Annotated in this window: 19 protein-coding genes; 14 read left to right on the top strand and 5 right to left on the bottom strand. The window is 67.9% G+C overall.

The genetic code is table 11. The annotated features are described in order from the left end of the window. Positions 1–8: 8 nt before the first annotated feature. Together ACFVS8_RS14785 and ACFVS8_RS14780 are read right to left on the bottom strand one after the other, a co-directional pair. Positions 9–518 carry a TIR domain-containing protein gene (locus tag ACFVS8_RS14785; RefSeq protein WP_387063700.1) on the bottom strand — a complete coding sequence of 170 codons (510 nt, stop codon included), beginning with the start codon at positions 516–518 and terminating at the stop codon, positions 9–11. An 898-nt stretch (positions 519–1,416) separates the two neighbouring features. After that, positions 1,417–3,090, bottom strand: a complete 1,674-nt coding sequence (locus ACFVS8_RS14780) for an AAA family ATPase (protein WP_387063697.1) — start codon at positions 3,088–3,090, stop codon at positions 1,417–1,419. A 198-nt stretch (positions 3,091–3,288) separates the two neighbouring features. On the opposite strand from ACFVS8_RS14780, the gene mobF reads away from it, so the two are divergent. The 3 genes from mobF to ACFVS8_RS14765 all read left to right on the top strand — a co-directional run bounded on the left by mobF (position 3,289) and on the right by ACFVS8_RS14765 (position 10,218). Further along, positions 3,289–5,976, top strand: a complete 2,688-nt coding sequence (mobF, locus tag ACFVS8_RS14775; RefSeq protein WP_387063694.1) for a MobF family relaxase — start codon at positions 3,289–3,291, stop codon at positions 5,974–5,976. Positions 5,977–6,302: 326 nt separating this feature from the next. Next, on the top strand, positions 6,303–9,206 hold the full coding sequence (locus ACFVS8_RS14770; RefSeq protein ID WP_387063692.1) for an RNA 2'-phosphotransferase: 2,904 nt from the start codon (positions 6,303–6,305) through the stop codon (positions 9,204–9,206). A 346-nt stretch (positions 9,207–9,552) separates the two neighbouring features. Beyond that, positions 9,553–10,218 carry a helix-turn-helix domain-containing protein gene (locus tag ACFVS8_RS14765; protein ID WP_387063689.1) on the top strand — a complete coding sequence of 222 codons (666 nt, stop codon included), beginning with the start codon at positions 9,553–9,555 and terminating at the stop codon, positions 10,216–10,218. 14 nt (positions 10,219–10,232) lie between these two features. On the opposite strand, the gene ACFVS8_RS14760 is transcribed toward ACFVS8_RS14765, so the two are convergent. Continuing rightward, on the bottom strand, positions 10,233–10,757 hold the full coding sequence (locus ACFVS8_RS14760) for a hypothetical protein (protein WP_387063686.1): 525 nt from the start codon (positions 10,755–10,757) through the stop codon (positions 10,233–10,235). 453 nt (positions 10,758–11,210) lie between these two features. Between ACFVS8_RS14760 and ACFVS8_RS14755 the strand changes: the two genes are divergently transcribed. The 7 genes from ACFVS8_RS14755 (at position 11,211) to ACFVS8_RS14725 (ending at position 17,905) form a co-directional block, all read left to right on the top strand. Further along, positions 11,211–12,044: a hypothetical protein gene (locus ACFVS8_RS14755; protein ID WP_387063683.1), complete on the top strand. Its 834-nt coding sequence runs from the start codon at positions 11,211–11,213 to the stop codon at positions 12,042–12,044. Between the two features lie 161 nt (positions 12,045–12,205). Continuing rightward, entirely contained in the window at positions 12,206–13,093 is an 888-nt protein-coding gene (locus ACFVS8_RS14750; RefSeq protein WP_387063680.1) for a hypothetical protein, read from the top strand. A gap of 118 nt (positions 13,094–13,211) precedes the next feature. Continuing rightward, complete coding sequence (gene nhaA, locus ACFVS8_RS14745) at positions 13,212–15,131, top strand: Na+/H+ antiporter NhaA (protein ID WP_387063678.1); 1,920 nt, start codon at positions 13,212–13,214, stop codon at positions 15,129–15,131. Between the two features lie 58 nt (positions 15,132–15,189). Continuing rightward, a complete protein-coding gene (locus ACFVS8_RS14740; RefSeq protein WP_387063676.1) occupies positions 15,190–15,963 on the top strand; it encodes a hypothetical protein in 774 nt (257 codons plus the stop codon). A 51-nt stretch (positions 15,964–16,014) separates the two neighbouring features. Further along, entirely contained in the window at positions 16,015–16,335 is a 321-nt protein-coding gene (locus ACFVS8_RS14735) for a DUF3467 domain-containing protein (RefSeq protein ID WP_387063673.1), read from the top strand. Positions 16,336–16,474: 139 nt separating this feature from the next. Further along, on the top strand, positions 16,475–17,305 hold the full coding sequence (locus ACFVS8_RS14730; protein ID WP_387063670.1) for an alpha/beta fold hydrolase: 831 nt from the start codon (positions 16,475–16,477) through the stop codon (positions 17,303–17,305). A 210-nt stretch (positions 17,306–17,515) separates the two neighbouring features. After that, positions 17,516–17,905: an ATP-dependent DNA ligase gene (locus ACFVS8_RS14725; protein ID WP_387063668.1), complete on the top strand. Its 390-nt coding sequence runs from the start codon at positions 17,516–17,518 to the stop codon at positions 17,903–17,905. Positions 17,906–18,007: 102 nt separating this feature from the next. On the opposite strand, the gene ACFVS8_RS14720 is transcribed toward ACFVS8_RS14725, so the two are convergent. Next, a complete protein-coding gene (locus ACFVS8_RS14720; RefSeq protein WP_387063665.1) occupies positions 18,008–19,030 on the bottom strand; it encodes a PHP domain-containing protein in 1,023 nt (340 codons plus the stop codon). Positions 19,031–19,117: 87 nt separating this feature from the next. On the opposite strand from ACFVS8_RS14720, the gene ACFVS8_RS14715 reads away from it, so the two are divergent. After that, entirely contained in the window at positions 19,118–19,999 is an 882-nt protein-coding gene (locus ACFVS8_RS14715) for a neutral zinc metallopeptidase (RefSeq protein WP_387063662.1), read from the top strand. A 94-nt stretch (positions 20,000–20,093) separates the two neighbouring features. On the opposite strand, the gene ACFVS8_RS14710 is transcribed toward ACFVS8_RS14715, so the two are convergent. Further along, positions 20,094–21,137, bottom strand: a complete 1,044-nt coding sequence (locus ACFVS8_RS14710; RefSeq protein ID WP_387063659.1) for a zinc-dependent alcohol dehydrogenase family protein — start codon at positions 21,135–21,137, stop codon at positions 20,094–20,096. Positions 21,138–21,339: 202 nt separating this feature from the next. Between ACFVS8_RS14710 and ACFVS8_RS14705 the strand changes: the two genes are divergently transcribed. The 3 genes from ACFVS8_RS14705 to ACFVS8_RS14695 all read left to right on the top strand — a co-directional run bounded on the left by ACFVS8_RS14705 (position 21,340) and on the right by ACFVS8_RS14695 (position 25,022). Then, positions 21,340–22,383 carry a DMT family transporter gene (locus ACFVS8_RS14705; protein ID WP_387063656.1) on the top strand — a complete coding sequence of 348 codons (1,044 nt, stop codon included), beginning with the start codon at positions 21,340–21,342 and terminating at the stop codon, positions 22,381–22,383. Next, complete coding sequence (locus ACFVS8_RS14700; RefSeq protein ID WP_387063654.1) at positions 22,284–22,979, top strand: alpha/beta fold hydrolase; 696 nt, start codon at positions 22,284–22,286, stop codon at positions 22,977–22,979. The genes ACFVS8_RS14705 and ACFVS8_RS14700 overlap by 100 nt, the downstream gene beginning before the upstream one ends. A gap of 507 nt (positions 22,980–23,486) precedes the next feature. Then, positions 23,487–25,022 carry a sugar transferase gene (locus tag ACFVS8_RS14695; protein WP_387063651.1) on the top strand — a complete coding sequence of 512 codons (1,536 nt, stop codon included), beginning with the start codon at positions 23,487–23,489 and terminating at the stop codon, positions 25,020–25,022. Positions 25,023–25,068 lie beyond the last annotated feature (46 nt).

Here is a 25,068-nt window from a genome sequence, read left to right as displayed (position 1 = left end):
GGCTGCCGTCAAATCCCAAGCTGCTCGTAGACTTCGGGCTTGTACTGGTGCGGCCCCTTGTTCGAGCTCGATGCAAAGCTCGTGGCGTAGTTGTTAAGTGCGTACATGATGATGGCAGGCTGAAAAGAAACCGACAAGGTGTAGTAGTCCGCGGTCAGGAGCGGATTAGGAATGAAACGAGTGTCGACGGTTCGGTCGCCGTCGTGGTTGGCAACCACGACGGGAACGTTGAACTCCATCAAGACCTCGATCTCGTGCGCCAGGAACGAACCTCCGTCCGAGCCCTTCGCCTTTGCTTCCGGGGTTCCGATAAGCACGACTTGCTTCGCGTTCTTCATTCGCTGCCGGAGGTTGTTCTTGATTGTCTCTGGCTTGCTCGAATCTCGCGAAATGAACAGGTCGTGCGCATCGTAGAAATCGAAGTCGATATTGTCGTTGTCGCGCCAAGCTTCCATCATCCGATAGAGGTGGATGTTCTCGCTCGCGAAGGCGACGTACGTCTTGTTGCGGTAGCTCATTTGACTCCCAGTTGACATCCAGCGTTTACCCAACTCATTTCTAGTACCCGCCGCCGACAAGGAGCAGCCACACGCGCAAGCCGGTCCCAAAGTTTCCCCGATAGGCCCGGCTCGGCTGCACGTCTACCTCGGTACGTGATCTTCGCTAAGGTCATACATCGCCGTTCCCGGTGACGGACGGCGAAGAGTTCGCAGGTCGACGAGCTCCTCGACCACGACGACTGAGGCAACACCGATTACACGCAACGGGGACACCCGGAGTCCGATCGGAACGAACCGGTCGACGGCCGCTGTCGCTGTCGCTGTATCGAGCACGAGGCCACGCTCATCCCGCAGGGTGAATCGCCTGCAACGCCAGCTATTCGCCGTGCCCGAGGAGGCGCATCACCGGCGTGATCTACGTCCCCAAGCGTCCGCGCGACGCGATTGCGAGCCGGTTTCTCCGCGAACTGCCACCGCCCGCATCGAACCGGCGATTAGCCAGAGCCTCTTCGCGATAAGGCGCACCGGGATGATCGCCGGCGGCACGATCATGCTGCCCTCGGGCCACAAGACCAGCCTGCGCAACCGCTCAAGCCCTTCGGCGACCCGAAGAAGGTGGCGGACTTCTACGAGCTGGTCGCGCTCTAGCGCGGACACCTCGCCCGGCGGGCTACCTAATCCGACCACCGAAATGGCGGAAATCAACGACGTCGCCCTGACGACTGCCCTGAGTTTGGGTCACGAGGGCGCGACATCATCCTGGTCTATTGCCGCCCGGCCAGGCACGCCCGGGCGTGCTGACGAACCCGTCGACCACAACGAACGTGGGCATACCCATCGACCAGTTTCGAGTCATCTCGCGCCGCGGCATACTCCGTTAACGAGTAGTCAGCTCCAAAGACACTCGCGGATCAAGTTAGAGGCCCGCGGCACTTCCATCGTTCGGCGTCGAGAGGACGATCTGGGACGGAGGGGTGAGGCGGTCAACTTCAACAAAACATCCTGCATACTTTGTGGGCGCCTTCACCGTGATCCTGTACCGGTCCGACCCCACATGCTCGACGCCCACTAGCTTCGCATCCGACTGACTCATCGGGCCGACTGGTCCGCTCAACACGACGCCCGGAGTGACGCCGATAGCTTGCGTCAGGTTGTTTGCAATCCTCTCAATCGCCAAGTTGAGAAGGTGTTCCAAGTCCCCAAGCGGGTCAAGATCATAGGAACACCACTCCGCAGCGGAGTCGATTGCCCCCGGGGTGGCAGCAGCCAATGCCGGATTCGATTCTCCCTTTACAATGCCCAATACGTCCTCAAGCGTGCCTTGGGGGTGCAGCCAGAGGCCAGTCTCCCGAAGCATGTCGAGGAGCTTCTCGCGACGCTGTCCGTTGCCACTATCTGCGGCGACATCGTCCGCGAGCCATCGAGCTCGCGCCTTCTCATTCTTCTCCACACCCGCCAAGTTGGCAGCATCGATAAGGGGCCGAAGCGCGACGTGTGCGCGGGGAGGCTCCGCCAATAGTTCCGATCTCAGGCGGGATTGAACGCTTGGATTGCGGTCGATAGTTCGTTGGACATCTGAACTGAAGAGTGCATCAAGATCTGCGATCGCTCTCACATCAAGGCCCATCGTCAGCGCCAGCTCAAACCAGAGTCCGACCTCGCCCGACGACCCGCATTGAGCCAACTCGGTTTGCGCTACTACAGCCGCGGTTTGACTCCGCGCCAGCGCGGCTGTAATTGCAGCGACGTCGTGCGCGCCTTCCACAAGAACTGGGCGGGGAGCGAACGACAGCTGACTCACGAGTTGCGGGTTCTTGAGAAGGGTGGCATCGATTCGTGACTCCGTTCCGGGAATCACTGCACTTGAATACGCCGTGGGCTTCTGCCCAGGCTGAAATAGCCACACATAATCCAGGTCAGACACGGAGATCGGACGGATCATCGAAGGCTCATGCGTCACTACGATCGCATGCACCCCTCGTTCCTCGCACTCACGATTCAACTCCGATATCCAAAGCTGGGCGAGCGCAGGATGGAGGTGCAGCTCCGGCTCATCGACCACGAGAGTCGTCCAGTCGGTCGAATAGACCGCAGCCAGCAGGATCGTCAGCTCTCGTAGCCCATGGCCTTCGTCGCGGAGGAGAGAATACTCAGTGCCGCCCAATCGAACGTACGGATCAAAGAATCCAGCACTCTCGCGGAACTCAATGGTTCGCCCGAGCGACTTACGCAGGAAGGCAGCGACCTTCAATCCCACAACTGGGTCCTCACGGAGGGATAGCAACGTGTCGGTTGCCATTCCATGCTCCCGCGAGATGTTCTCTACAAGGCTCCTGTTGTCTCCAATCGGCGGGCCCTTGTAGTCACTGGGCGCCGCTCCCCACGCCCACTGAGTTACGGACATGATGCCCATCAGGCGGTCGGTTGATAGATAGCGCCCACCGAAACCTTGAGCAAGCGCTCGAGCCACTCGGGATTTGCCACTGCCATTTCGGCCGACGAAGTACGTGACCTTTCCCGGGGACGGTTCGTAATCGACGAAGACTTCCTCTTGGCCCGAGCCAAAGACCTGTGAATCGCTGAGCTGCAACTGACTACCTCCTGATGCTGGACTCTACAGATCGGGCCCGACCGTGAACGACTCGTGCGTAGACGGACGCCCCCGCCCGTGTCACACAACGCACGCCGCAAGCAGGGCACTTCACACCTTCAATCTCGAATGGACGTATGCTACCGTAGGTAGTTGCAAGAACCTGAGTTAGCTCGGAGGAAGGCGATGTGTGGTGGAGTGATCCTGTACCGGGGTTCCGGGGCCGACGCGCGCCGGTACCTCGAGTCAGATCGCTCCCGCGCCGACGACTACTACCTCGAAGGCGGCACAGCGCTGGCCGAGTTCTCCGTCGTTGACGGCAACGGCGACCTGTTCGGCGAGGGCGCGCTCACCCCCGACCAGTACGCCCAATGGGTCGACTGGATCAACCCGCTCACCGGCGAGTCGATGGGCACGCCCCGCCACGCCGGCGACGCTCGCCACGGATCGCCGCGGTTTGCGGAGATGGTCGTCAACGCGCCGAAGTCGTTGTCGATCGCCGCGGCGCTGCACCCCGAGGTATCCGATGCGCTCGATGCGGCGCAGCAGGACGCGGTCGCCGAGATCCGCGTCTGGCTCGGCGAGCTCTCGGTCACGCGCGTCGGCCCGCGTGGAGCGCAGCGCGTCGTGCCGGTCGAGCAACTCGAGACGGTCGCGGTCTCGCACAAGACCTCGCGAGCGGGCGACCCGCACCGGCACATCCACCTCCAGATCGGCACACGAGTGTGGGCGGATGCCGCGTGGCGAGGTCTCGACACGGCGGCCCTGTTCCGGCAGCAAGGCGCGATCCGCGCGCTCGGCACGGCTGTGATCGCGGCGCACCCACAGCTCGAGGCCGCGCTCGATGCGCGCGGCCTCACGCTCGATCCGGTGACGGCCGAGGTCACCGAGCTGCAGCGGTTCAATGCGGCGATGAGCAAGCGCGCCGAGCAGGTTGCGCGCAACCTGGCGCAGTTCGAGAAGGAGTGGCACGCGGCGCATCCGAGGCAGGAACCCGGACCAGCCGCGATGTCTCGGCTGACCGCGATGGCGTGGGATCACGAGCGGCCGCACAAGAAGCCGACCCGGCTCGGCAGCGAGGATGCGTGGCGACGCGAACTCGAGGCATCCGGCTATCGACCTGATCTCGACCGCGTGCGAGCGCAACGGGCTGTCGCGCTCGACGAGCTGAGCGTGCAGGATGTCGCGTCCCGCGCGCTCGATCGATGCGCGGCCGCCGCGTCGACGTGGACGGTGCACGACATCCAGGAGCGCGTGTCGCACCTCGTGACCGAGGCCGGCGTGCGTGCCGGCCCGACGCCGCTACGCGAGTTCGTCATGCTCGCCACAGAGCTCGCCGAGGAGAACTGCCTGTCGGTGCTGCCGCCCGATGGGCCGCATCCCGAGCACGTCGCACACCTGACGAGCGTGCACGTCATCGCCGTCGAGACGCGGCTGCGCGATCTACTCACGGCCCGGGCCGAGCGGCCGCAGCTGGGCACGCCTGACCTGTCGCGCATTGCACAGCGACTCCGACTCGACCCTGCACAGGCGCGCGCGGCTGCGGCCGTGGCATCCGCTCAATCGCTCGTCGTTGTGGAGGGTGCGGCCGGCGCGGGCAAGACGACGATGCTCGCCGCTGCGATCAAGGCGGCGGCGATGCAGGGTCGCAGGACGCGCGTGGTCACGCCGACGAAGAAGGCGGCCGACGTTGCGCGCCAGGAGCTCGGGGTTGCGGCCGACAGCGTCGCCAAGCTCGTGCACGAGCACGGGTGGCGGTGGAATCGCGACGGCGTGTGGTCGCGGCTCGCCATCGGCGACCACGACCCCGACACGGATGCCGCGTATGCCGGCCCTGCGGCATCCTCTCGGCTGCGCAGCGCCGAGCGAATCGTCGTCGACGAGGCGGGCATGCTCGATCAGGACACCGCTCTTACGCTGCTGACCATCGCCGATGAGGCTGGCGCCACGGTCGCCCTGGTCGGCGACCCTGCGCAGCTCTCGGCAGTTGGCCGCGGCGGCGTGCTCGACATGGCCGCGCAGCTACTCCCCCGCGTGCATCAGATGACGGCCGTGCACCGATTCGTCGACCCCGAGTACGCCGCGCTCACCGTGCAGATGCGGCGCGGGGATCATCCGGATGCGGTCTTCGATCGACTTTGCGCGCTCGGTCTCGTGGCGATTCACGAGAGCCCCGATGCGCAGCTCCAGGCGCTTGCGCGCGAGTGGCGCGAGGGTTGCGCGATGACCGTTGCGACGAACGACGAGGCACGCGAACTGAATGCGCGGATTCGCGAGGAGCGGGTGCGCGCGGGCGATGTCGATGACAGCGGCACGGTGATCGGGAGCGATGGGCTGAGCATCGGGCGCGGCGATGTGATTCAGACTCGGCGGAACGACTCGGGGCTGCGTGTGGCGAATCGGCAGGTGTGGGTCGTTCGGAGCGTGGGCGAGGATGGCGCGGTGTGGGCGACGGACCGTGCCGCCGGCCATTGGCAGCGATCAGTGCGGCTGCCCGCCGGGTACGTCGGTGAGTACACGCATCTCGCGTACGCCGCGACGGCCCACGGGGTGCAGGGCATCACGGTGCATGGGTCGCACACGGTGCTCAGCGATGCGATGGGTGCAGCCAGTGTCTACGTGGGGATGACCCGGGGGCGGAAGGTGAACCGCGCGCATCTCGTGGCGGCAGAAGTTGGTGAGGCGCGGGAACAGTTTGTTGCGGCGATGAATCGGGATCGCGCTGATCGGGGGCTGACCAGGGCTACGGCGACTGCACGGGCGAATGTGCACGGACTTGCCGCCATCGCTGAGGGATGGAGTAACGGAGTAGCTCCGGCGAACTGGGGCCAGCTCAATCGGATCGATTCATCCAAGAGAGCCACGAAGCCACGGTTGGATCGCTGAACGGCTCCACGAACGACGAAGAGTAGGCACGAGAACCCTCCGCGACCATGGACTACCGAAGCCTTCGAGAGAAACCTTCGACCGAATCACGCCTCCAGACACGCTCTGCAGTTCAGGTCCATCCGTAGACTCGCCACATGGTAGAGCGGCCATCACCAGCGATCGTTGCGCGCGCATACTGGCGGCAACCGCCTTCACACGTGCCAGGCCAAGCGCTGGCCAGCCTCCGAGCGTCTTTTCCCCAGGTGACGGAGGAGGCTGCGCTATTCGGCGTGGACGTCCCTCGCTCTGTTGAGCAATGGGAAGAGCTCTCCGAGCCCGCCCAAGTGACCGTACTTGTGTCTCTCGATGCGTCGCCTTTCCAAGTGGCCGCCGCGGTTCGGGACGTGGTTGATCGCCAGGGCCTTCCCCTTCTTGCATATCTGGTTGCAGAAGCCATTCTCAACACTCGCTCGGCATCGGTAGCGGGATACCTGCGTTCCTCAGGAACGTCGCTCAAGCGAGTCCTCTCCCAGCTGGCAGATCGACTCGGCGAAGCTTTCCTGGACGCCGCGTTCTCAGTGACATGGCAACGTCCGGCAGTGTTTGCAAGGCTGCTCACGGCCGCGCGCGCCTACCTGGAGTGGACACGCCAAGAGCAAATCCTCGAAGGCTCCGAACCTCGGCGCGGCACTCAAACTCGACTGGGAATCGCCGCGGTGTTGGCCACCAGGTTTGGGCCTATTTCTGAACACGAGCTTCGAGGCGCCCGTCAGATGTTGCTCGACTCACATGTTCAGGGCGCAGAGAAAGGCCTGGAGTACTACGTCGAGGCATCGATCTGGCTCTACGACCTCTTCGACGATCCGTCGGCGATTCAGGAAGCAGCCCAACAACTGAACACGAGCCCCGGCTCAGACGCTGCCGAATCGATCATGGCGGCACATCTATGGCTTCGCCTCTCAGGGATTGCATCACGACCGCATGGAGTCGAAGGATTCATCGCGCGTGGGAGAGAGGTCACAGCTCGGTGGCATGGCTGGGTCACGAACCGTTACGAGGACGCGGCCCTCGTGCTCCTACAAGCAGCCTTCGACCAGTTGGAGGAAGACCTCCATGAAGGCAACGCTGACCTTTCTACACGCGGGCTTCTGTTTCCGTTCGGGCACCGCCGACCAGATACTCCGACCGCGCCGCTCTTTCAGCGATGCCTTCCTCGCTTCACAGAGGTCCTCAAGAACTCAGACAAGTGCGGCGATTTCGTGTTCCGCGACCTCATCGCCACCTTCCTTTCGATGCTTGCACGTGGCCCCGCCATCGAAGCGCCGGATGCGATTCGCGCACTTGAGGACGCGATCGCGACCCGCGAGGGTAGCGGCAAGGAACGAGGGCGGCCAATTCGACGCGTTGGCATCGAAGTTGAGCAAGCGGGCGACCGATTCCTGCTTGCGCATCTCACAAGCAACGCCGAAACTCGCCGCCTCGGGTTTATCGAGCTTGCCAAAGCCGCCGGGCCAGACGACCTCCGCCCTCGTCTGTTGACAATGATCGCGAAGGAAGTCGAGGAGCACGGCGCTCTCGCGGGCGGGTTCGTTCCCGGTCCAGAGGATGTGACGCTTGCCATCCGTCGCGGTGACGCGACAGCGATCTTCGAGGCCGCCGCACGTGCCGCCTACAGCAGCGCTGACCTAACCCAGGTCCCGCTAGGGGGACGAGGAGATGTGGTGACACTGCGCGATTCGGACGGGATCGCCGGGCAGACTTTTGTTTACAAGCGAACGCGGCCAGAGGCTAAGGCTCGAGACGAAACGTACTCCAGAGCTGTCGCAGAAGAGCTGGATATCCGTGATCTCCAACATCGTTTCGGGCTTATCGAGCATCTGACCAGCATTCCGGATGTGAAGCGAGCCACCGGAGATCCCGAGCTGATTGTCTCGGTACGGCGATTTACTGATGGAGTTCCGCTTCTCGACCATCTGCGGGTGCAGGAGCCAGGCGGCGCGACGGCAACTCTCGTCGACGTGGCCGAGTTCCTTGCACATATTCACTTTGCGGGTCTCGGGATGCATGACGTTAGCGGCACTCGAGTCAGCCTCAAGGAGGCAGAACTTGGGCGCTGGCTGCGTGCCCTTCAGCTTTCGGATGACGAGCGCGCATCGTTCTTCGGTCGATGGTGGACCGTGGTCGAGACGGCACCGCTAGTCCCGCGTCGCGACGCTCATCCGCTCAACTGGCTCATAAGCTCGGACGACAAGATTCGCGCCGTGGACCTTGAATCGAGGGGTTCGCGCCCGTTCGGATACGAATTGGCACAGCTGGTCGAAGACGGCCAGGTTCTGCCTCCGACGTACTACGAAGGACGACAACCGATCCTGGATGCATACGCGCATTCATGGGCACGCTTGACGGGAGAACCGGTCGACTCCGGCAAGCTGCGAGAGTGGTACGACGCAGGCGCACTCGCGCGTGCCGTCCGGGCGATATCGCAGCCGAACGCGAGCTCCGAGCACCGCGCTTATGGCGGAGAGCTGCTGGCGGTACTTGCGGAGCAAGCCGCTGGTGAACCAGTCCAAAAGCTGGCGGCAGAGCTCGCGAAACGTTGGAACCGAATGACCGGTCGAGTTGGGCAAGAGGAGTCCCGGAGACTTTCGGAAGCGGATCGCCGCCGAATCAGCCGTGCGATGTCTCACCATCTGAGGCACGATCGTGAAGCCCTCGCCACCAAATCAGGCTGGGTTCACGTAGACGAATTGGCGCAGCTCCTGCGAGCGTCTGGTCATAAGGTCTCCTCGGACCAGCTTCTCCTAATCGCGGGGGCGCTCGGAGAGCCACGATTCGAGCTGGACGGTCATGATGTTCGTGCCGCATACGGCCACTCCATACCGACACAGATTGCTTACGAAGTCCGTCGAGCCCCCCAAGTGCTCTTCCACGCGACACCAACTCGGAATCTAGCTTCTGTGTTCGAGGCGCGTGCGGGCCTTAGGCCGAGCGGGCGCAATTGGGTCCACTTGACGGAATCATGTCAAGTGGCGGTGGACGCGGCACGACGTCAACGCTCCGCTGTGTCTGTCCTCGAAGTAGATGCCCACACCGTCGCTGGGCTCGTCCACGCGGCCGGTGCAACGTGGCTTGCTCCCACCGTCCCCGTCGGATCCATCAGAATTATGCCCGTCCGACGCGTCAGAGAATCCACTCTGGATTACACAGTCGGGATCCACGGAGCGGCACCTTCAACCGTCAGCTCGTAGAGCCCATTCTCGTCTGATGCACAGGCACTGCACGGGGTGCCGTTAGCAGAGTTACCTGCACGCCGAGGTCGCCCATGGCTGAGTGCTTATCGAGGTGTACGTGGGAATGCCGCGGCGGTGGACGTGCGCGCGAGCGTGCTCGCCTCGCACCCACTGCTGATCGGCCGACCCCGCGACATCTTGAACCTTGCTATATCGCAAGCTGCGCGATACTCTTCACTTGCTGCATGACAAAGCATCAAGGCGGGCTGGGAATGGCCAAGTACCACCTCCCGAGCCTGCGAGGCCAATGGTCGGAGGAAGCATGAAGTACATAGCAACAGTCGAAGTTTCGCGACGCGGACCTATGACGGGCGACGAGGTCAGCCGCATCATGGAAAGGTTGCCAGGCCATGATGTGCGCTTGGGCTTGAGCCAGCGCGGCTATCAAACGGCGAGAATCAAGGTCGAGACCGAGAACATTGCGACCGCCGCATCGCAGGTGCTGTTGACTGTGCAGCACGGCTTCGCCATCGAGTGGGGCTCGATAGTAAGCATCGAGTTGACGAGCGAAGCCGAGTCAGAATTGCGCAATGGTTCAGCGGTCGTGCCGGAGCTCGTTGGCGTGACCGAAGCAGCACGTCTGCTCGGCCGCAGCCCACAGGCCGTTCGGCAGATGATCGACAGCGGCCGACTCTCTGCATACCGCGTGGGCGATCGCTCATTCGCGCTCGTGAAGTCAGAGGTGCTCGCAGCCGCGTCGCGTCGCACCGACTGGAAGGAGCACCCGGGACTTCTTGGGGTACTCAGGCAGAAGGGCATATCCATCGATCTCGTACTGCCGAGCCCGCGGATCCGCGTTGCTGTTGAGAACGACGGTCCGCGTCGCGCTCGCGGCGTCGCTCACTACCAGTTCACGGCGCTCGGCCGCCATGAGGACCCCGAGGGCAAGATCGTCTCGATCAGCGACGGGCAGCAGGAGCTGACTGAGTTCGACTTCACCCGTCACGGCGAGTGGACCTCGCCGCAATGATTATGGCGCGGGACTCAGCCGTCGGCCAATGGCAACCGATGCGCGACCACTCCTGCGAGGCGGTAGCGTGACCAGCCGTCGCCATCTGGTGCGTCCCATTGGAAACTGCGCTCGGCACGGTTCAGTCGGTCGTGCTCCTCGGGAGTGACCCAGCACAACTGGACGAGCCGGTCGTAAATCGCGATGAGGTGCGTCGGGGACGCAGCGGGGCCGCCTGCGATCGGCGCACTTTGCGTGTTCGATCTGGGATCTGCCTGACTCGGATCGACGATCTCGATGATGATCCGCTTGACCGGAATCACATGTTCCACTCGCCTCTGGCCGGGAGGTAGCTCCATCGCATCGTGGGTTGCGTAGGTCACACCGTGGGCCTTATCGAGCCCGCGCAGGATCTGGCGCAAACGACTCGGGTAACCACCAGACCCCTTTGACCACAGCCGACCGCCTGTGGCGAGCAGCGGGCGCACCTCCGATTCGATGAGGTTGAAGGCCTTGGTCGCGATCCGAATGCGGCGCTCGTCGTATTGCGTGCCGTTCATCTGCCGATCCTCCCACCCGAATCGACGGAGGCCCGATTCATCGGTTGCCCAAGCCCATGCTTCGAGACGGCGTTACTGCATCGGCTATCGAATCTTGTGCCATTAATGTGCCATTAAATGCGCGAAAACCATCTGAAACCAACTGTGACCGTTTCAAAGAATCCCTGATCAGCGCGATATCGTGACCATAAGAATTGAGCGAAAACCGCCCAGGCTCACTGAAAATCGAAAGGTCACCGGATCAATCAGATCGGAGCCACGATCAGAGCCGGTGAGACCGGATGTCTTGTGCTCAACAGGGTCCTCCGCGGCGCGGTCGAGGAGGAAGGCTGCCCCTCAACGGGGGACTGGGGTGGCGACGCCCAGCTGCACCAAAGTGGAGGAATGTCAGATTCCCCCGCAGGTTCGCCGCGCCGGAAGATACCGCGAACCCTCATCGCCCTCGGAGGCGCGTTGGTCACCGTCATCACGGCGGTGACCATCGTCATCCCCCTCGTCGCCGATGCCAACCGACGCGACAGCTCAACTGACACGCTCGTCGTCGAGACCCGTGAGCCCGCGGCAACAGCCGAGGCCACGGCCGAAGCTGCGCCGGCGATCACGACCGTCGGCATCAAGCTCGACGGAGGTTTCAACGCCTACGACCAGACCGGCGACAGCGTCGACGATGTCTGGTACATCCCCCTCGATGCGATGGAGTCGATGCCGATCGACGGCAACGGATGCACGCCCGAGCGCATGGAATGGTTCCTCGAGAACGACCTGAAGGATTCCATCCCGCCGGCGGTCACGCTGCGGAACGATGCGACCGACGGCACCGCCATGACGATCGATGAGATCCGGTTCGAAGGGGAGCGCACGAGCGAGAGCACGCGCGTCGTCTCGTTCCAGTGCGCCGGCTACGGGGGCGATGCCGGCATCCAGTTCGTCGATGTGCCGCTCGCCGGCGGGCCTGCCGTCTACGGCGAGCCCCCGTGGGGCGACTCGACGGCCGGCGTCGCTCCCGCGGGGAGCCCGGTCGTGCTGAACCTGTCGCCGGGCGAGCTCGTGCAACTTGTGCTCTCGGCGAACCACGACGGGTTCACCGGGAGCTTCTCCGGGGCGATCGTCGCAGACGTCACCGTGGGCGACGTGACCGAGACGGTGTCGATCGCCGAAGGGCTGGACTTCTACACCGCCGAGCACATGGGGTCGTTCACGCTGTTCCAGGAGGGCATCGACTGCGACCTGGGGTTGTGCACCCCCGACCAGGCGAACCAGCTCATCGCCGGATATCGGGCGCAGTGATGACGGATCGAGCGACCTCGGACGAGCACCGGGCAGCCGCGGCGGGGACGCCCACAGCCTCTGACGAAGCGCAGGCAGCCACCGCGCAGGCGCCCACCACCCCTGAAGAACAGCCGGCGGCCGAGGCTGGAGGGCCCGACGTCGCCGAGGCTCACCACACGGTGGAGGCAGAGACATCCGTCGCGCTCGACGACCGGCAAGCCGTCACGACCGACGGCCGGCAGAGCGTCGCGCTCGACGTCGGGCAGACCGTCGAGACCGACACGGCCGCCTCCGAGAAACCGGTCTCCTTCTTCCAGCGGCGCATCTGGACCCGCACGGGAAAGGTCATCGCGATCGTCGTCTCCGCGGTGTCGTTTGCCACGGGAATCATCGGGGTCATGCCCATCCTGCTGCGGGATGCGACGGGGCTCGGGTCGCTCGAGGTCACCGCGGCACCGTTCGAGGGTGGCCCGCAGGAGTTCGCGCTCTCGCCGGACGCCGATCTGACCACGTTTCCGGTCGGCTCCGCCTGCGATTCCGAGCAGCTCGCGTGGCTCGCATCCAACGCCGAGCCGCTCGCACACCGGGTCGCCGTCGACATGGGCAATCGCGCGAGCGAGGGGTCGATGCTCGCGCTCACGGAGTTCCGAGCGGTGACCGCCGCGGCGACCGGCGACGTGCGCATTCGGGTCGTGTGCGAGACGACGACCCCGAACGTGCAGTCCGCACGGCTGTTCGTCGACCAGCCGAGCGCAACCGCGTACTTCGGCGGGGACACGCTCGGCGGCGACGGACGCCCCGACTCCCCGGTCGCGTGGAATCTGGCTCCGGGCGAGAACGGCACGATCGTCATCGACCTGCTGAGCGCGACCGCCGTGACCGGAACGTTGCAGCTGACGGCGCAGAGCGGCAAGGAGTCGACCCCGGTCGATGTCGAAGGCTCCGACTTCGCGCTCCCGGGGCTCGTCGCATCCGGTGCCCGGTTCCTGCTCGTGACGGCCGACGGATTCACCTGCCAGGCGGTGGACGGCACCGAGTGCAGTGTCGAGGCCCTCCTGGCCGGCTGAGTCCTGCCAGCCGACCGGGCCGATCACCTGCCCGCCGACCACCGCCGCACCCGAACGACGAGCGGATGCCGCATCCGCTCCCTTGTCGCACCCGCGGGGGTCGGCGAGAATACCGGCGATGACGAACCTCATGATCGGCCGGTCGTCCGAGCCGGAACGCGGCCGGGCCGGCGCGCAGCAAGCACCGCGCCCTACGCCCCGCCACCCCCGCAAGCGCCGCTCGATCGCGGAGAAGATCCGCGACATGGGGCAGAACCGCATCGGCGCATTGCTGCTGCTCATCGCGACCGCGGCGGCGATCATCTGGGCGAACGTGTCGATCGGGTCGTACGAGGGCTTCTGGGAGACGCACCTGTCGATCGGGGTCGGTGACCTCAACCTCGAGTTCACGCTGCACGCGCTCGTGAACGACGCCCTCATGGCGATCTTCTTCTTCACCGTCGGGCTCGAGGTGCGACGCGAGTTCGCGATCGGCGAGCTGACGAGCTGGTCGCGCGCGGTGGTGCCGGTGATCGCCGCGGTCGCGGGGCTCATCGTGCCCGCCGTGCTGTTCGTGCTCATCGCCGCCGACTCGGGCGAGGCGCACGCATGGGGCGTCGTGATCTCGACCGACACCGCGTTCCTCGTCGGCGCGCTCGCGCTCATCGGACCGCGGGTGCCGGGCCGTCTGCGTGTGTTCCTGCTCGCCCTGGCCGTGGTCGACGACATCGGCGCGCTCAGCATCATCGCGCTCGTCTACACCTCGAACTTCAACCCCATGCCGCTCGCGATCGCCGCGCTCGGGCTCGTCGGCGTGTACTTCACGCGCTACCTGCGCGGCGGCCGCGGCCCCGTGTACGCGACGCTGTCGATCATCGTGTGGATGGCGTTCCTCGCATCGGGCGTGCACCCCACGCTCGCGGGAGTCGCGATCGCCCTGCTCGTGCCCGTGTACCGGCCGAACCGCCGAGACGTCGAGCACGCCCTCGACCTCGCGCGCACGTTCAGGCAGTCGCCGAACACCGAGTACGCCCGCGCCGCCGCGAACAGCCTGCGCGAGTCGATCTCGATCAACGAGCGCCTGCAGTCGGCGTACGCCCCGTACGTCGCCTACGTGATCCTGCCGCTGTTCGCGCTCGCGAACGCGGGCGTGCAGATCACCCCCGAGATCCTGTCGGGCGCGCTCGCCTCGTCGCTCACCTGGGGCATCGTGATCGGCCTGGTGCTCGGCAAGCTCATCGGCGTCTTCGGCTCGACGGCGCTGCTACGCGTGCTGAAGCTCGGCGAGTTCGGGCCGGGCCTCACGCTCGACCGCATCCTCGGCGGCGCCGCGCTCTGCGGCATCGGGTTCACGATCTCGCTCTTCATCGTCGACCTCGCGATCACCGACGAAGACGCCCAGAACGAGGCCAGGGTCGGCGTGCTCGCCGCATCCGTCATCGCCTTCGTGCTCGCAACCGTCGTCTTCAGGATCTCGGATGCCTCGCGGCCCGACGAAGACACCGGCCAGACCCTCGCACGCCCGATCGACCCCGCCCGCGACCACGTGTTCGGCCCGGCCGACGCGCCCTTCACGATCGTCGAGTACGGCGACTTCCAGTGCCCGTTCTGCCTCAAGGCGTCGGGGTCGATCCAGGAGGTCAAGGCCGAGCTCGGCGACCGCCTGCGCTACGTGTGGCGGCACGCGCCGCTCGAGCAGGTGCACCCCAACGCGCTCGCGGGCGCGGAGGCGGCCGAGGCGGCCTCGCTGCAGGGCAAGTTCTTCGAGTTCGAGCGCGGGCTCTTCGCCGACCAGGACAACCAGATGCCGTCCGACATCGTGCACCTCGCCGGCGAGCTCGGACTCGACGTCGAGAAGTTCGAGCGCGACCTCACCTCGCCGAAGGTCACGAGCCGCGTGCGCGACGACATGCTCGACGCCGAGGCCATGGGCATCACCTCGGTGCCGACCCTGTTCGTGAACGGCCGCAGGCACGTCGGCCCGTACGATGCGCAGTCGCTCATCCGCGCGCTGGGGGCGGGCGACCAGCAGCCGACGACGGGTTCCGTTCCGCGATGACCGACGGATGGCGGTGGCATCCGTGCGCCGAGCCTCGCCCGTGTGGCAGGCTCGCGGGGTGAGCACGCCGCGCGACGACCCGATGACCGAGGCGGAACGCGCCGAACGCGAACGCGCACTGCTCGCCGAACGCGCGGAGCGCTCGCGCGGCCTCGAACTGCGCTGGCCGGAGGTCACGACCTCGGCACCCGACGTCGACGCGCTCGCGGTCGACGTGGTCAACGTCGGCGAGCGCCGGTGGGACCCGACCGGGTCGGCCTTCCACGCCGTCGCGCTGCTCCGGCCCGAGAGCGACCCCGATGCGTCGAAGGGATTCTTCTTCGGATTCGTCGCCGGATCGAGCCCGGCGGTCGCCCTCGACCCGGGCGAGTACGCCCGCGTGACCGCGAGGATCGACGCGAACCACTGGCGCGACCTGTCCCCCGGCAGGTACCTGGTCGACGCGGCGTTGGCCGTGCTCGACGTGCGCACCGCGTCGCCGTTCGCGATCGAGCTGTCGGCCGAGCAGATCGCCGCGCATCAACCACGATTCCGCCATGCGCCGCCCCCGCCGCCGGCCGGCGAGCGCACCGCAGCCGCACGCGAGCGGGCGACGATGCTGCGGACGATGATCGCTGCTGCAGAACGATCGCACGAGGTGCTCGACCTCGTGCGGCAGCAGCCGACCGAGCAGGAGGCGCTTGTGGCCATCGCCGATCTGCTCGAGTGCGACGAGACCGGCGCGCGCGCAGTGCATTCGACATCGCTCCTGCGCTTCTCGCCGTCGTCGCTGGCTCGGATGCGTCTCGAGCTCGAAGAGCTCGAGCAGCGGCTGCGTTCCGCCGAGGGCTGAACTGCCAGCGGGGCGGGCGTGGCGCCGATCGCGCCGTGTAGCGTCGGGCGCATGAGCGACGACCATCTTCCGCGCCGATTCCAGATCGACCTGCCCGCCGATCGCGCCCAGGGCGTGTTCGCCGACTTCGCCCGCGTCTGGCACACGCCGAACGTGTTCGTCATGGACTACGTCGCCCTCACGCAGCCGCCGTCGACCGTCGAAGACCCCGACGGCACGCGCGCGGTCGCGGTGCCCGGCCAGATCGTGAGCCGCATCCGCATTCCACCCGAGCAGGTGTTCGAGCTCGCCAAGGCCCTCACCCAGCAGCTCGAGGCGTGGGAGCAGGAGACCGGGCGCAAGCCGCCCGAGCGCCCCTTGTTCGGGCACTGAGTTCGGACACTGACGCCGACCACGGGCCGCTGACGCGAGGCCGGCGCGCCGCGACATCCGCTGTTCGCCTGCAACCCCTTGCGACCCCGTCGCGCGGATGGTGGACTTGCGGCATCCGTCACGAGAAGCAGGGGGCCTCATGCCGTACGTCACCGTCGGAACCGAGAACTCGGCACCGATCGAGCTGTACTACGAAGACCACGGAACCGGCTCGCCGGTCGTGCTGATCCACGGGTATCCGTTGAGCGGCGCCTCATGGGAGAAGCAGTCGCGTGCGCTGCTCGGCGCAGGCCACCGCGTGATCACCTACGACCGGCGCGGGTTCGGCGACTCGAGCAAGCCGACGACCGGCTACGACTACGACACGTTCGCCGCCGACCTCGAGGCGGTGCTCGAGACGCTCGAGCTCACGGATGTCGCGCTCGTCGGGTTCTCGATGGGCACCGGCGAGGTCGGCCGCTACCTCGGCACCTACGGCAGCGGGCGCGTCTCGAAGGCGGCGTTCCTCGGCAGCCTGGAGCCGTACCTCCACAAGACCGACGACAACCCCACTGGCGCCGCCCCCGACTTCGACGACCTGAAGGCCGCCGCGACCGGCGACCGGTTCGCGTGGTTCACGGGCTTCTTCGAGAACTTCTACAACCTCGACGAGAACCTCGGCACCCGCATCTCCGAAGACGCGGTGCGAGGCAGCTGGCAGGTCGCCGCGGGGGCGTCGTGGTACGCGGCATCGGCCTGCGTCGACACCTGGCTCACCGACTTCAGGGGCGACATCGAGCACATCGATGTGCCGGCCCTCATCCTGCACGGCACCGCCGACCGGATCCTGCCGATCGACGCGACCGCGCGCGAGTTCGCCAAGCGGCTGCCGGGCGCCACCGTCGTCGAGATCGAGGGAGCCCCGCACGGCCTGCTCTGGACGCACGCCGACGAGGTCAACGCGGCGCTCCTGGAGTTCCTCGCAAGCTGAGTCGGGGATCCCGGCCGGCATCCGGCCCCCGCGCCGTCTCGTCGTGCGGAAACCACCACAGCGGGCGTCGCAGCGCATATGATGCTCCCTGCGGGTGGACCGCACGATCGAGCCCGGGGGTGGGCGCTCGAGGCTCCCACGGAGCCATGGCCCTCCCGATCCCGAGACCGCCCGGCCTCGCGGATCATCCCGACACCTCCGGAGGCCCGCGTGGGCACGCTCGTCTACAACGGCACCGGCAGCATCCCCATCGACGACCGTCTGCTCGCCCACCTGCAGGTGGTCATCATCGACAAGCTGCGCCGCCAGGAGTCCTTCCCGTTCAGCTGGGAGGTCGCCGGCCGCGAGTCCACCGTGTGGTTCGGTCCGTCGATCGCGCTCGAGTTCGTGTACGCGGGCAACCGTTCGCCGCTGCTCAATCGCGCGTGGCTCAACCAGCTCGCCGCAGCGGCCTCGTCGAACGCCGGGCTCTCGGCGCTGCCCGAACCGCTGACCGCGCCCGCGTCGGCGGCCGCCGCGTCGGTGTCACCTCCGTCGGTCACGCCTCCGACCGCTCCGCTCGCGGATCCGGCGAAGCCGGGCGTGCCCGTCGGCGTCTGACCGGCGCGCACTCGATCAGCGCGCACCCGACCGGCGCACCCACGATCGGCGCGCCGACGACCGGCGCGCCCCCACTCGGCGCGGTCCGGGCGAGCGGATGCCTCAGCGCGCCGCAGCCCAGTCGAGCAGCTGTTCGACCGGCCAGGTGTTGACGATGCGCTCGGCGGGCACGCCGTTCGCCTCCGCGCGGGCGGCACCCAGCTCGAGGAACGAGAAGTGGCCGGGCGCGTGCGCGTCGGAGTCGATCGAGAAGCGGCATCCGGCCTCGAGTGCGAGCTGGATCAGGTCGTCTGGCGGGTCCTGACGCTCGGGGCGCGAGTTGATCTCGACGGCCACGTCGTGCTCGGCGCACGCGTCGAACACGGCCTTCGCGTCGAACGTCGACTGCGGCCTCGTGCCGCGTGCGCCCTCGACGAGGCGGCCCGTGCAGTGCCCCAGTACGTTCGTGCGCGGATTGCGCACCGCGCGCAGCATCCGCTCGGTCAGCTCCTTCGACTCGGTGCGGAGCTTGGAGTGGATGCTCGCGACGACCACGTCGAGCCGGTCGAGCATCTCGGGCTCCTGGTCGAGCGAGCCGTCGAGCAGGATGTCGACCTCGATGCCCGAGAGCAGCCGGATGCCGCGGTCGGCGCCGTCGCGATTGAGGCGGTCGAGCACGTCGAGCTGGTCGAGCAGCCGCTCGACGCTGAGCCCGTTCGCGATCGTGAGGTTCGGCGAGTGGTCGCTGACCACGAGGTACTCGAGCCCGACGAGCTCGGCGGCGCGCGCCATGGTCGAGATCGGCGTCGTGCCGTCTGACCAGTCGGTGTGGCTGTGCAGGTCGCCGCGCAGCTTCGCCCTGAGCCCCGTCGGCGCTCGGCCCGCAGCCGGCCCGCTCTTCTCGCGCAGCGCCACGAGGTAGCCGGGCGTCTCGCCGCCGACCGCCTCGGCGATCACGGTGAACGTGGTGTCGCCGATGCCCGCGGTGCGCTTCAGCCTGCCATCTCGCACTCGTTCGGCCAGCTCGGCGGCCGAGTACTCGCCGATGATGCCGGCGGCCTTGCGGAACGCCTTCGACTTGAACGCCGACGCCCGGTCGCGCTCGAGCAGGAAGGCGATCTCCTCGAGGGCTTCGATCGGGTCCATCCGCCCATTCTGACGCGATCGGGGGGATGCCCGGCAACCCCCTCACGCACATCCACGGCGCGAAAGCACGTGGGATACGTTCTGAGGATGACGTTCAACCCGAATGCCGACATCAGCGGCGGCAAGACCTCCAAGCGCGGTCGCAACACCGGCATCGCGGTCGGCGGCGGGCTCGGGGTGGTCGCGATCGTGATCATCTCCCAGCTGCTGGGCGTCGACCTCACCGGCCTGCTGGGCGGCGGCGGCACGGAGGAACCGACGACCGACTCGAGCATCGAGCAGTGCCTCACCGGTCAAGACGCGAACGAGCGGGTCGACTGCCGCATGCGGGGCGCCTCGGCGTCGCTCGAGGCGTACTGGGAGCAGGCCGCACCCGCCGACCTCGGCATCTCGTACACGGCCCCGCAGGACTTCGTGTTGTTCACGCAGTCGGTGAACACGGGCTGCGGCGCGGCGACGAGCGCGACCGGCCCCTTCTACTGCCCGCCCGACCAGGCGCTCTACGTCGACGTCACCTTCTTCGACGAGCTCGAGAACCGGTTCGGCTCGAGCGGCGGCCCGCTCGCGCAGATGTACGTCGTGGCGCACGAGTGGGGCCACCACGTGCAGAACCTGTCCGGCACGCTCGAGGCCGCGCAGGACGGCCAGACCGGACCGACCTCGAACAGCGTGCGCACCGAACTGCAGGCCGACTGCTTCGCCGGGGCATGGGTCGGCGACGCGGCGCAGACCCGCGACGACCAGGGCGTCGCGTTCCTGCAGGAGCCGACGGCCGCAGAGGTCGCCGACGCGCTGAGCGCGGCCGCGGCGGTGGGCGACGACCGCATCCAGCAGGCGGCCCAGGGGCAGGTGACGCCGCACACCTTCACGCACGGCACGAGCGAGCAGCGCCAGCGGTGGTTCACGACGGGCTACGAGCAGGGCCCGGCGGCCTGCGACACGTTCGCCGTCGCGGGCTCGGCGCTCTGAGCGTGCGGCGTCGTGGGCTCCGAGCCCTGAGCGTGCGACGTCGCCTAGAGCGCTGAGCGTGCGGCGGACCTAGCGCTCTGAGCGCGCGGCGGGCCTAGAGCTCGACGACCGTCATGCCCGAGCCGGCCGCGCCCGCCGTGCCCATCGCGGCGAGCGCGTCGGGCACCTCGTCGAGCCCGATGCGGCGGCCCACGAGCTCGATCGGGCGGAAGTACTCCGACGCGACGGCATCGAGCATCGACGGGTACTCGTGCGCGGCCATGCCGTGGCTGCCGAGGATCTCGAGCTCGCCCGCGATGACGGCGTCCATGGGCATGGCGGCGAGCGCCGAGCTGCCGACCATGAGGCCGATCTGCACGTGCCGCCCGCGCTTCTTCAGGCTCTGCACCGAGGCGAACGCCGTCTCGCTGCTGCCGAACGCGTCGACCGAGACATCCACTCCCCCGACGGATGCCTCGAGGATGCGCTCCGCGGCTCCCTCGCCGCCGCGCACCGGCACGGCGCCGAGCTTCTCGGCCGCGGCGAGCGCCGCATCCGACACGTCGACGCCGTAGACCCTGACGCCCGCCGCGACGGCGATCATGATGGCCGAGAGGCCGACCCCGCCGCATCCGTGCACCGCGATCTGCTCGCCGGGGGCGAGCCGGCTGCGCTCCATGATCGCGCGGTACGCGGTGGCGAACCGGCAGCCGAGCGAGGCGGCCTCGACGAAGCCGAGCGCGTCGGGCAGGCGGATGAGGTTCAGTTCGGCCTCGTCGACGACGACGTACTCGGCGAACGAGCCCCACCTGGTGAAGCCCGGCTGCGACTGCGCGTCGCAGACCTGCTCGTTGCCGCCGAGGCACTCGGGGCAGCGGCCGCACGCGCAGATGAACGGCGCGGTCACGCGGTCGCCGACGGCCCACCCGGCGTCGGCCGGGATCTCGGATCCGAGCTCGGCGATCTCGCCGGCGAACTCGTGGCCGGGCACGTGCGGTAGGGAGATCGTGTCGTCGTGGCCCATCCAGCCGTGCCAGTCGCTGCGGCAGACACCGGTCGCGCGAACGCGGATCACGGCGCCGCGCGGCGGGCACTCGGGTTCGGGCACGTCGGCGAGCTCGGGTCGCTCGCCGAACGCGGTGAAGAGCACGGCACGCACTGGTCCTCCGTTGGGTCGACGGATGTCGCGGCTGAGGCGTGCGCGTCGGGTCGGCGGGGCGCTGGGGGACGCGCTTCCGCCACGCGGCATCGCGGGCGACAGGATGCGAGCCTACCGGCCCGCGGCGGGCCGCGAGGTCGCTCGGCCTGCGGTCGCGGACCGGGGGTGTCGGTTCCGCGCAGATTGTGGAACAATCTCGCACATGCCTTTCGTCGTCGCCGTGCTCCTCGCCTCGGTGTGCTTCGGCACGACCGGCGCCGCGCAGGCGCTCGGCCCCGACGCCGACCCGCTCTCGATCGGTGCGGCGCGCATCCTGATCGGCGGCGGGGCGCTCGCGCTCGTCGCCTGGCTCATGGCGTGGCGCAGGCGGCGGGCGGTGGGCGCGGTGGGTGCCGGCTCCACGGCCGGCCGGGTTCTGGGCGGCCGCCCGCGGCATCCGCTCTCCGTCGCGTTCGCGATCGCGATCGGCGCCGCCGGGGTGCTCGCGTACCAGCCCGCCTTCTTCGCGGGCACCGCCTCGAACGGCGTTGCCGTCGGCACGGTCGTCGCCCTCGGGTCGGCACCGGTCATCACCGGAGCCCTCGACTGGGCGCTGCGGCGACGCTTCCCCGGCCGGCGCTGGCTCGTCGCGACCGCCGTCGCCACCACCGGCGTGGCCGTGCTCGCCGCGGCGACCGACCCCTCGCAGGCCTCGTCGAACCCGCTCGGCATCGCCGCCTCGGTCGCGGCCGGCGCGTCGTACGCCGTCTACACGCTCGCGGCCAAGCACCTGCTCGACCGCGGCTGGTCGCCGACCGGCAGCATGGGGGCGCTGTTCGGCACGGCCGCCGTCGCCAGCCTGCCGATCCTGCTGCTGACGGATGCCGCGTGGCTGGCGACCGGGCCCGGGCTCGCGATGGCGCTCTGGCTCGGGCTCGTCGCGACGACCCTCGCCTACACGCTCTTCGGCGCCGGCCTCGCCGGACTCGCGCCCGCCGTCGTCTCGACGCTGACGCTCGCCGAGCCCCTCACCGCGAGCCTGCTCGGCGTGCTCGTGCTCGGCGAGACCCTCGCCGCCGGGTCGGTGCTCGGGCTCGCGATCCTGGGCGTCGGGATCCTCGTGCTCGCCTCGAGCGGATGTCGGTGGTCGAACGTACGTTCGAGGGCATGGACATCATCCTCATCCCCGGGTTCTGGCTCGGCGCCGACTCCTGGAACGACGTCGTCCCCATCCTCGAAGAGCAGGGGCACCGCACCCATCCGGTGACCCTGCCCGGGCTCGAGTCGGCCGACGCCGACCGCTCCCGCATCGGGTTGCGCGAGCACATCGAGGCCGTGGTGCGCGCCGTCGACGGCTTCGACGAACCCGTGGTGCTCGTCGGCCACTCGGGCGGCGGGGCCATCGCGCACGGCGTCGCCGACCGGCGGCCCGACCGCATCGCCCGGGTCGTCTACGTCGACGCCGGCCCGCTCGCCGACGGGCTGCCGATCAACGACGGACTCACCGTGGTCGACGGCGAGATCCCGCTCCCCGCATGGGAGGAGTTCGACGACGCCGACCTCGTCGACCTCGACGACGGGCTGCGCGCCGCCTTCCGGTCCCGGGCCGTGCCCGAGCCAGCAGGCGTCGCGCTCGACCCGATCGTGCTCCGCGACGACCGGCGCTACGACGTGCCCATCACGATCATCGCGTGCGAGTTCCCGAGCTCGGCGCTGCACGAGTGGCTGGCCGCCGACGCGCCGTTCACGCGCGAGCTCGCGGCCGTGAAGCAGGTCGAGTACGTCGACCTGCCGACCGGGCACTGGCCGCAGTTCACCAAACCGGTGCAGCTCGGGCAGGCGATCGCCGCGGCGCTCGCCTGAGCCTCGCCCGCCGGGCGGGCGGCCGGCCGGCCAGGTGAGCTGCGGCCCGGGTGGGGTCGGCGCACTCGGGCACGAGTAGTGCGCGAACGCGGCCGACCCGTCGTGCGAGCGCGTTCGACGCGCTGCGCACGAGTGCGCCCGGCCACCCTCAGACGAACGCGTTCGACGCGCTGCGGAGAGCTCGCGCGACGTGCTTCGCGACCGCTCGCGCCCGCCTGTTCGCGGGCGATTCGACGCAACCCCCCGAAGTGGTGGCACCCCTTTTGGGAGAAGCCCGACGAGCCCCCGGCGAATAGCGTCGGAGTCAGTCCTACTCGAGCTGTTCACTTGGTGTTCAGCGGATCGCGACCCCTCCGGAGCACCCGCCGGCACGACCTCGCGATCTTCATTTTCAGCGCCCTGCGATCCGTTACCCGAAGACGAATGTGGACCCGATGAGCACATATCGCGTGACGCGCCAAAGCTGCCGCTCCGCAGCGTTCCTCCGACTCGCCCCCCTACCCGCCCATGAGTTCGGTACCTTCGCCGGCTGATCCCGTCGGCGGTGCCAGACTCACCCCGGCCGCGCTCCCCGGTTCCGTCGCAGCGGCCTCCACGGAGGCCTCGTCGATTCCGCGCGCGACTGGAGCGAAGGCGCTCCAGCACTACCGCGACCGGCTCAGGTTCACCGACTCGCTCGCGATCGCCGGCTCCGTGCTGGCCGCGGTCTGGGTCCGCCTCCTCGTCGAGGGGCAGGCAGTCATGGCCGAGCCGACGCTGCAGTACTTCGGCGTTCCGGTGCTCATCGCCCTGACCTGGATGATCGCGCTGACGGTGTTCCGCACCCGAGACGTGCTCCTCATGGGCGCAGGCGCCCTCGAGTACAAGCGGGTCGCGAACGCCACCGCGGCGGCGTTCGGCATCCTCGCGTTCGTGCTGCTCCTGGTCGGCGCCGATGCGCCTCGCTGGTACTTCCTCGTGGCGCTCCCCGCCGGAGGCGTGAGCCTGCTCCTCACCCGGTGGCTCTGGCGACGCTGGCTGCTCGCGCAGCGCCGCCGCGGCCGCTACCTGTCGCGCGCGATCGTGATCGGATCGCTCGCCGACGTCGTCTACGTCGTGCGGCAGGTCGAACGCAACGCCGCGGCGGGCTACGAGGTCGTCGGCATCATCTCCGACGACGCCCCGACCGCGAGCCTCGAACTCGGCGCCCGTGAGCTGCCCGTGCTCGGCGGCCTGGCCGAAGCCGCCCCCGCGGCCACGTCGGCGCGCGCCGACGCGGTCATCGTCACCGGAGACCTCGGCGACGACGGCGACCGGCTGCGCAGGCTCGGCTGGGACCTCGAGGGCACCAACGCCGAACTCGTGCTCTCGTCGCGCCTCACCGACGTCGCCGGCCCGCGCATCCACTTCCGTCCGGTCGAGGGGCTGCCCCTCCTCCACGTCGAGATCCCGGCCTTCGACGGGGTGCGGCACGTCGCGAAGCGCGGATTCGACATCCTGTTCGCCGGTGCTGCGCTCCTGCTGATCGCCCCGCTGGTGCTCGTGATCGCGATCGCGATCCGCCTCGAGGACGGCGGCCCCGTCTTCTTCCGGCAGACCCGGTGCGGGCGCGACGGCCGCACCTTCGACATGCTGAAGTTCCGCTCGATGTGCATCGACGCCGAAGACCGGCTCGCCGAGCTGCAGGCGCACAACGAAGGCGCCGGGCTGCTGTTCAAGCTGCGCGACGACCCGCGGGTGACCCGCATCGGCCGGCTGCTCCGGGCCCACTCGCTCGACGAGCTGCCGCAGTTCTGGAACATCCTGATCGGCGAGATGAGCGTCGTCGGCCCTCGCCCGCCCCTCCAGGTGGAGGCCGCGGCCTACGACGGAGTGGTCTCGCGACGCCTGATGATCAAGCCCGGGCTCACCGGACTCTGGCAGATCAGCGGCCGGAGCGACCTCGATTGGGAGGAGAGCGTCAGGCTCGACCTCTACTACGTCGAGAACTGGTCGATGACGGGCGACCTCATGATCATCTGGCGCACCGTCCGCAGCGTCGTCAAGGCCGACGGGGCGTACTGAGCGCTCGGGCCGCGCGGTGACGCGAGGGCGGCACTCGGGCATCGGC

The sequence above is a fragment of the Agromyces sp. NPDC058110 genome, from assembly GCF_042884735.1.
In the GTDB taxonomy this organism is placed as follows: domain Bacteria; phylum Actinomycetota; class Actinomycetes; order Actinomycetales; family Microbacteriaceae; genus Agromyces.
The sequence above is the reverse complement of the archived record's forward strand: the minus strand, read 5'-3'. Positions and strand labels throughout refer to the sequence as shown.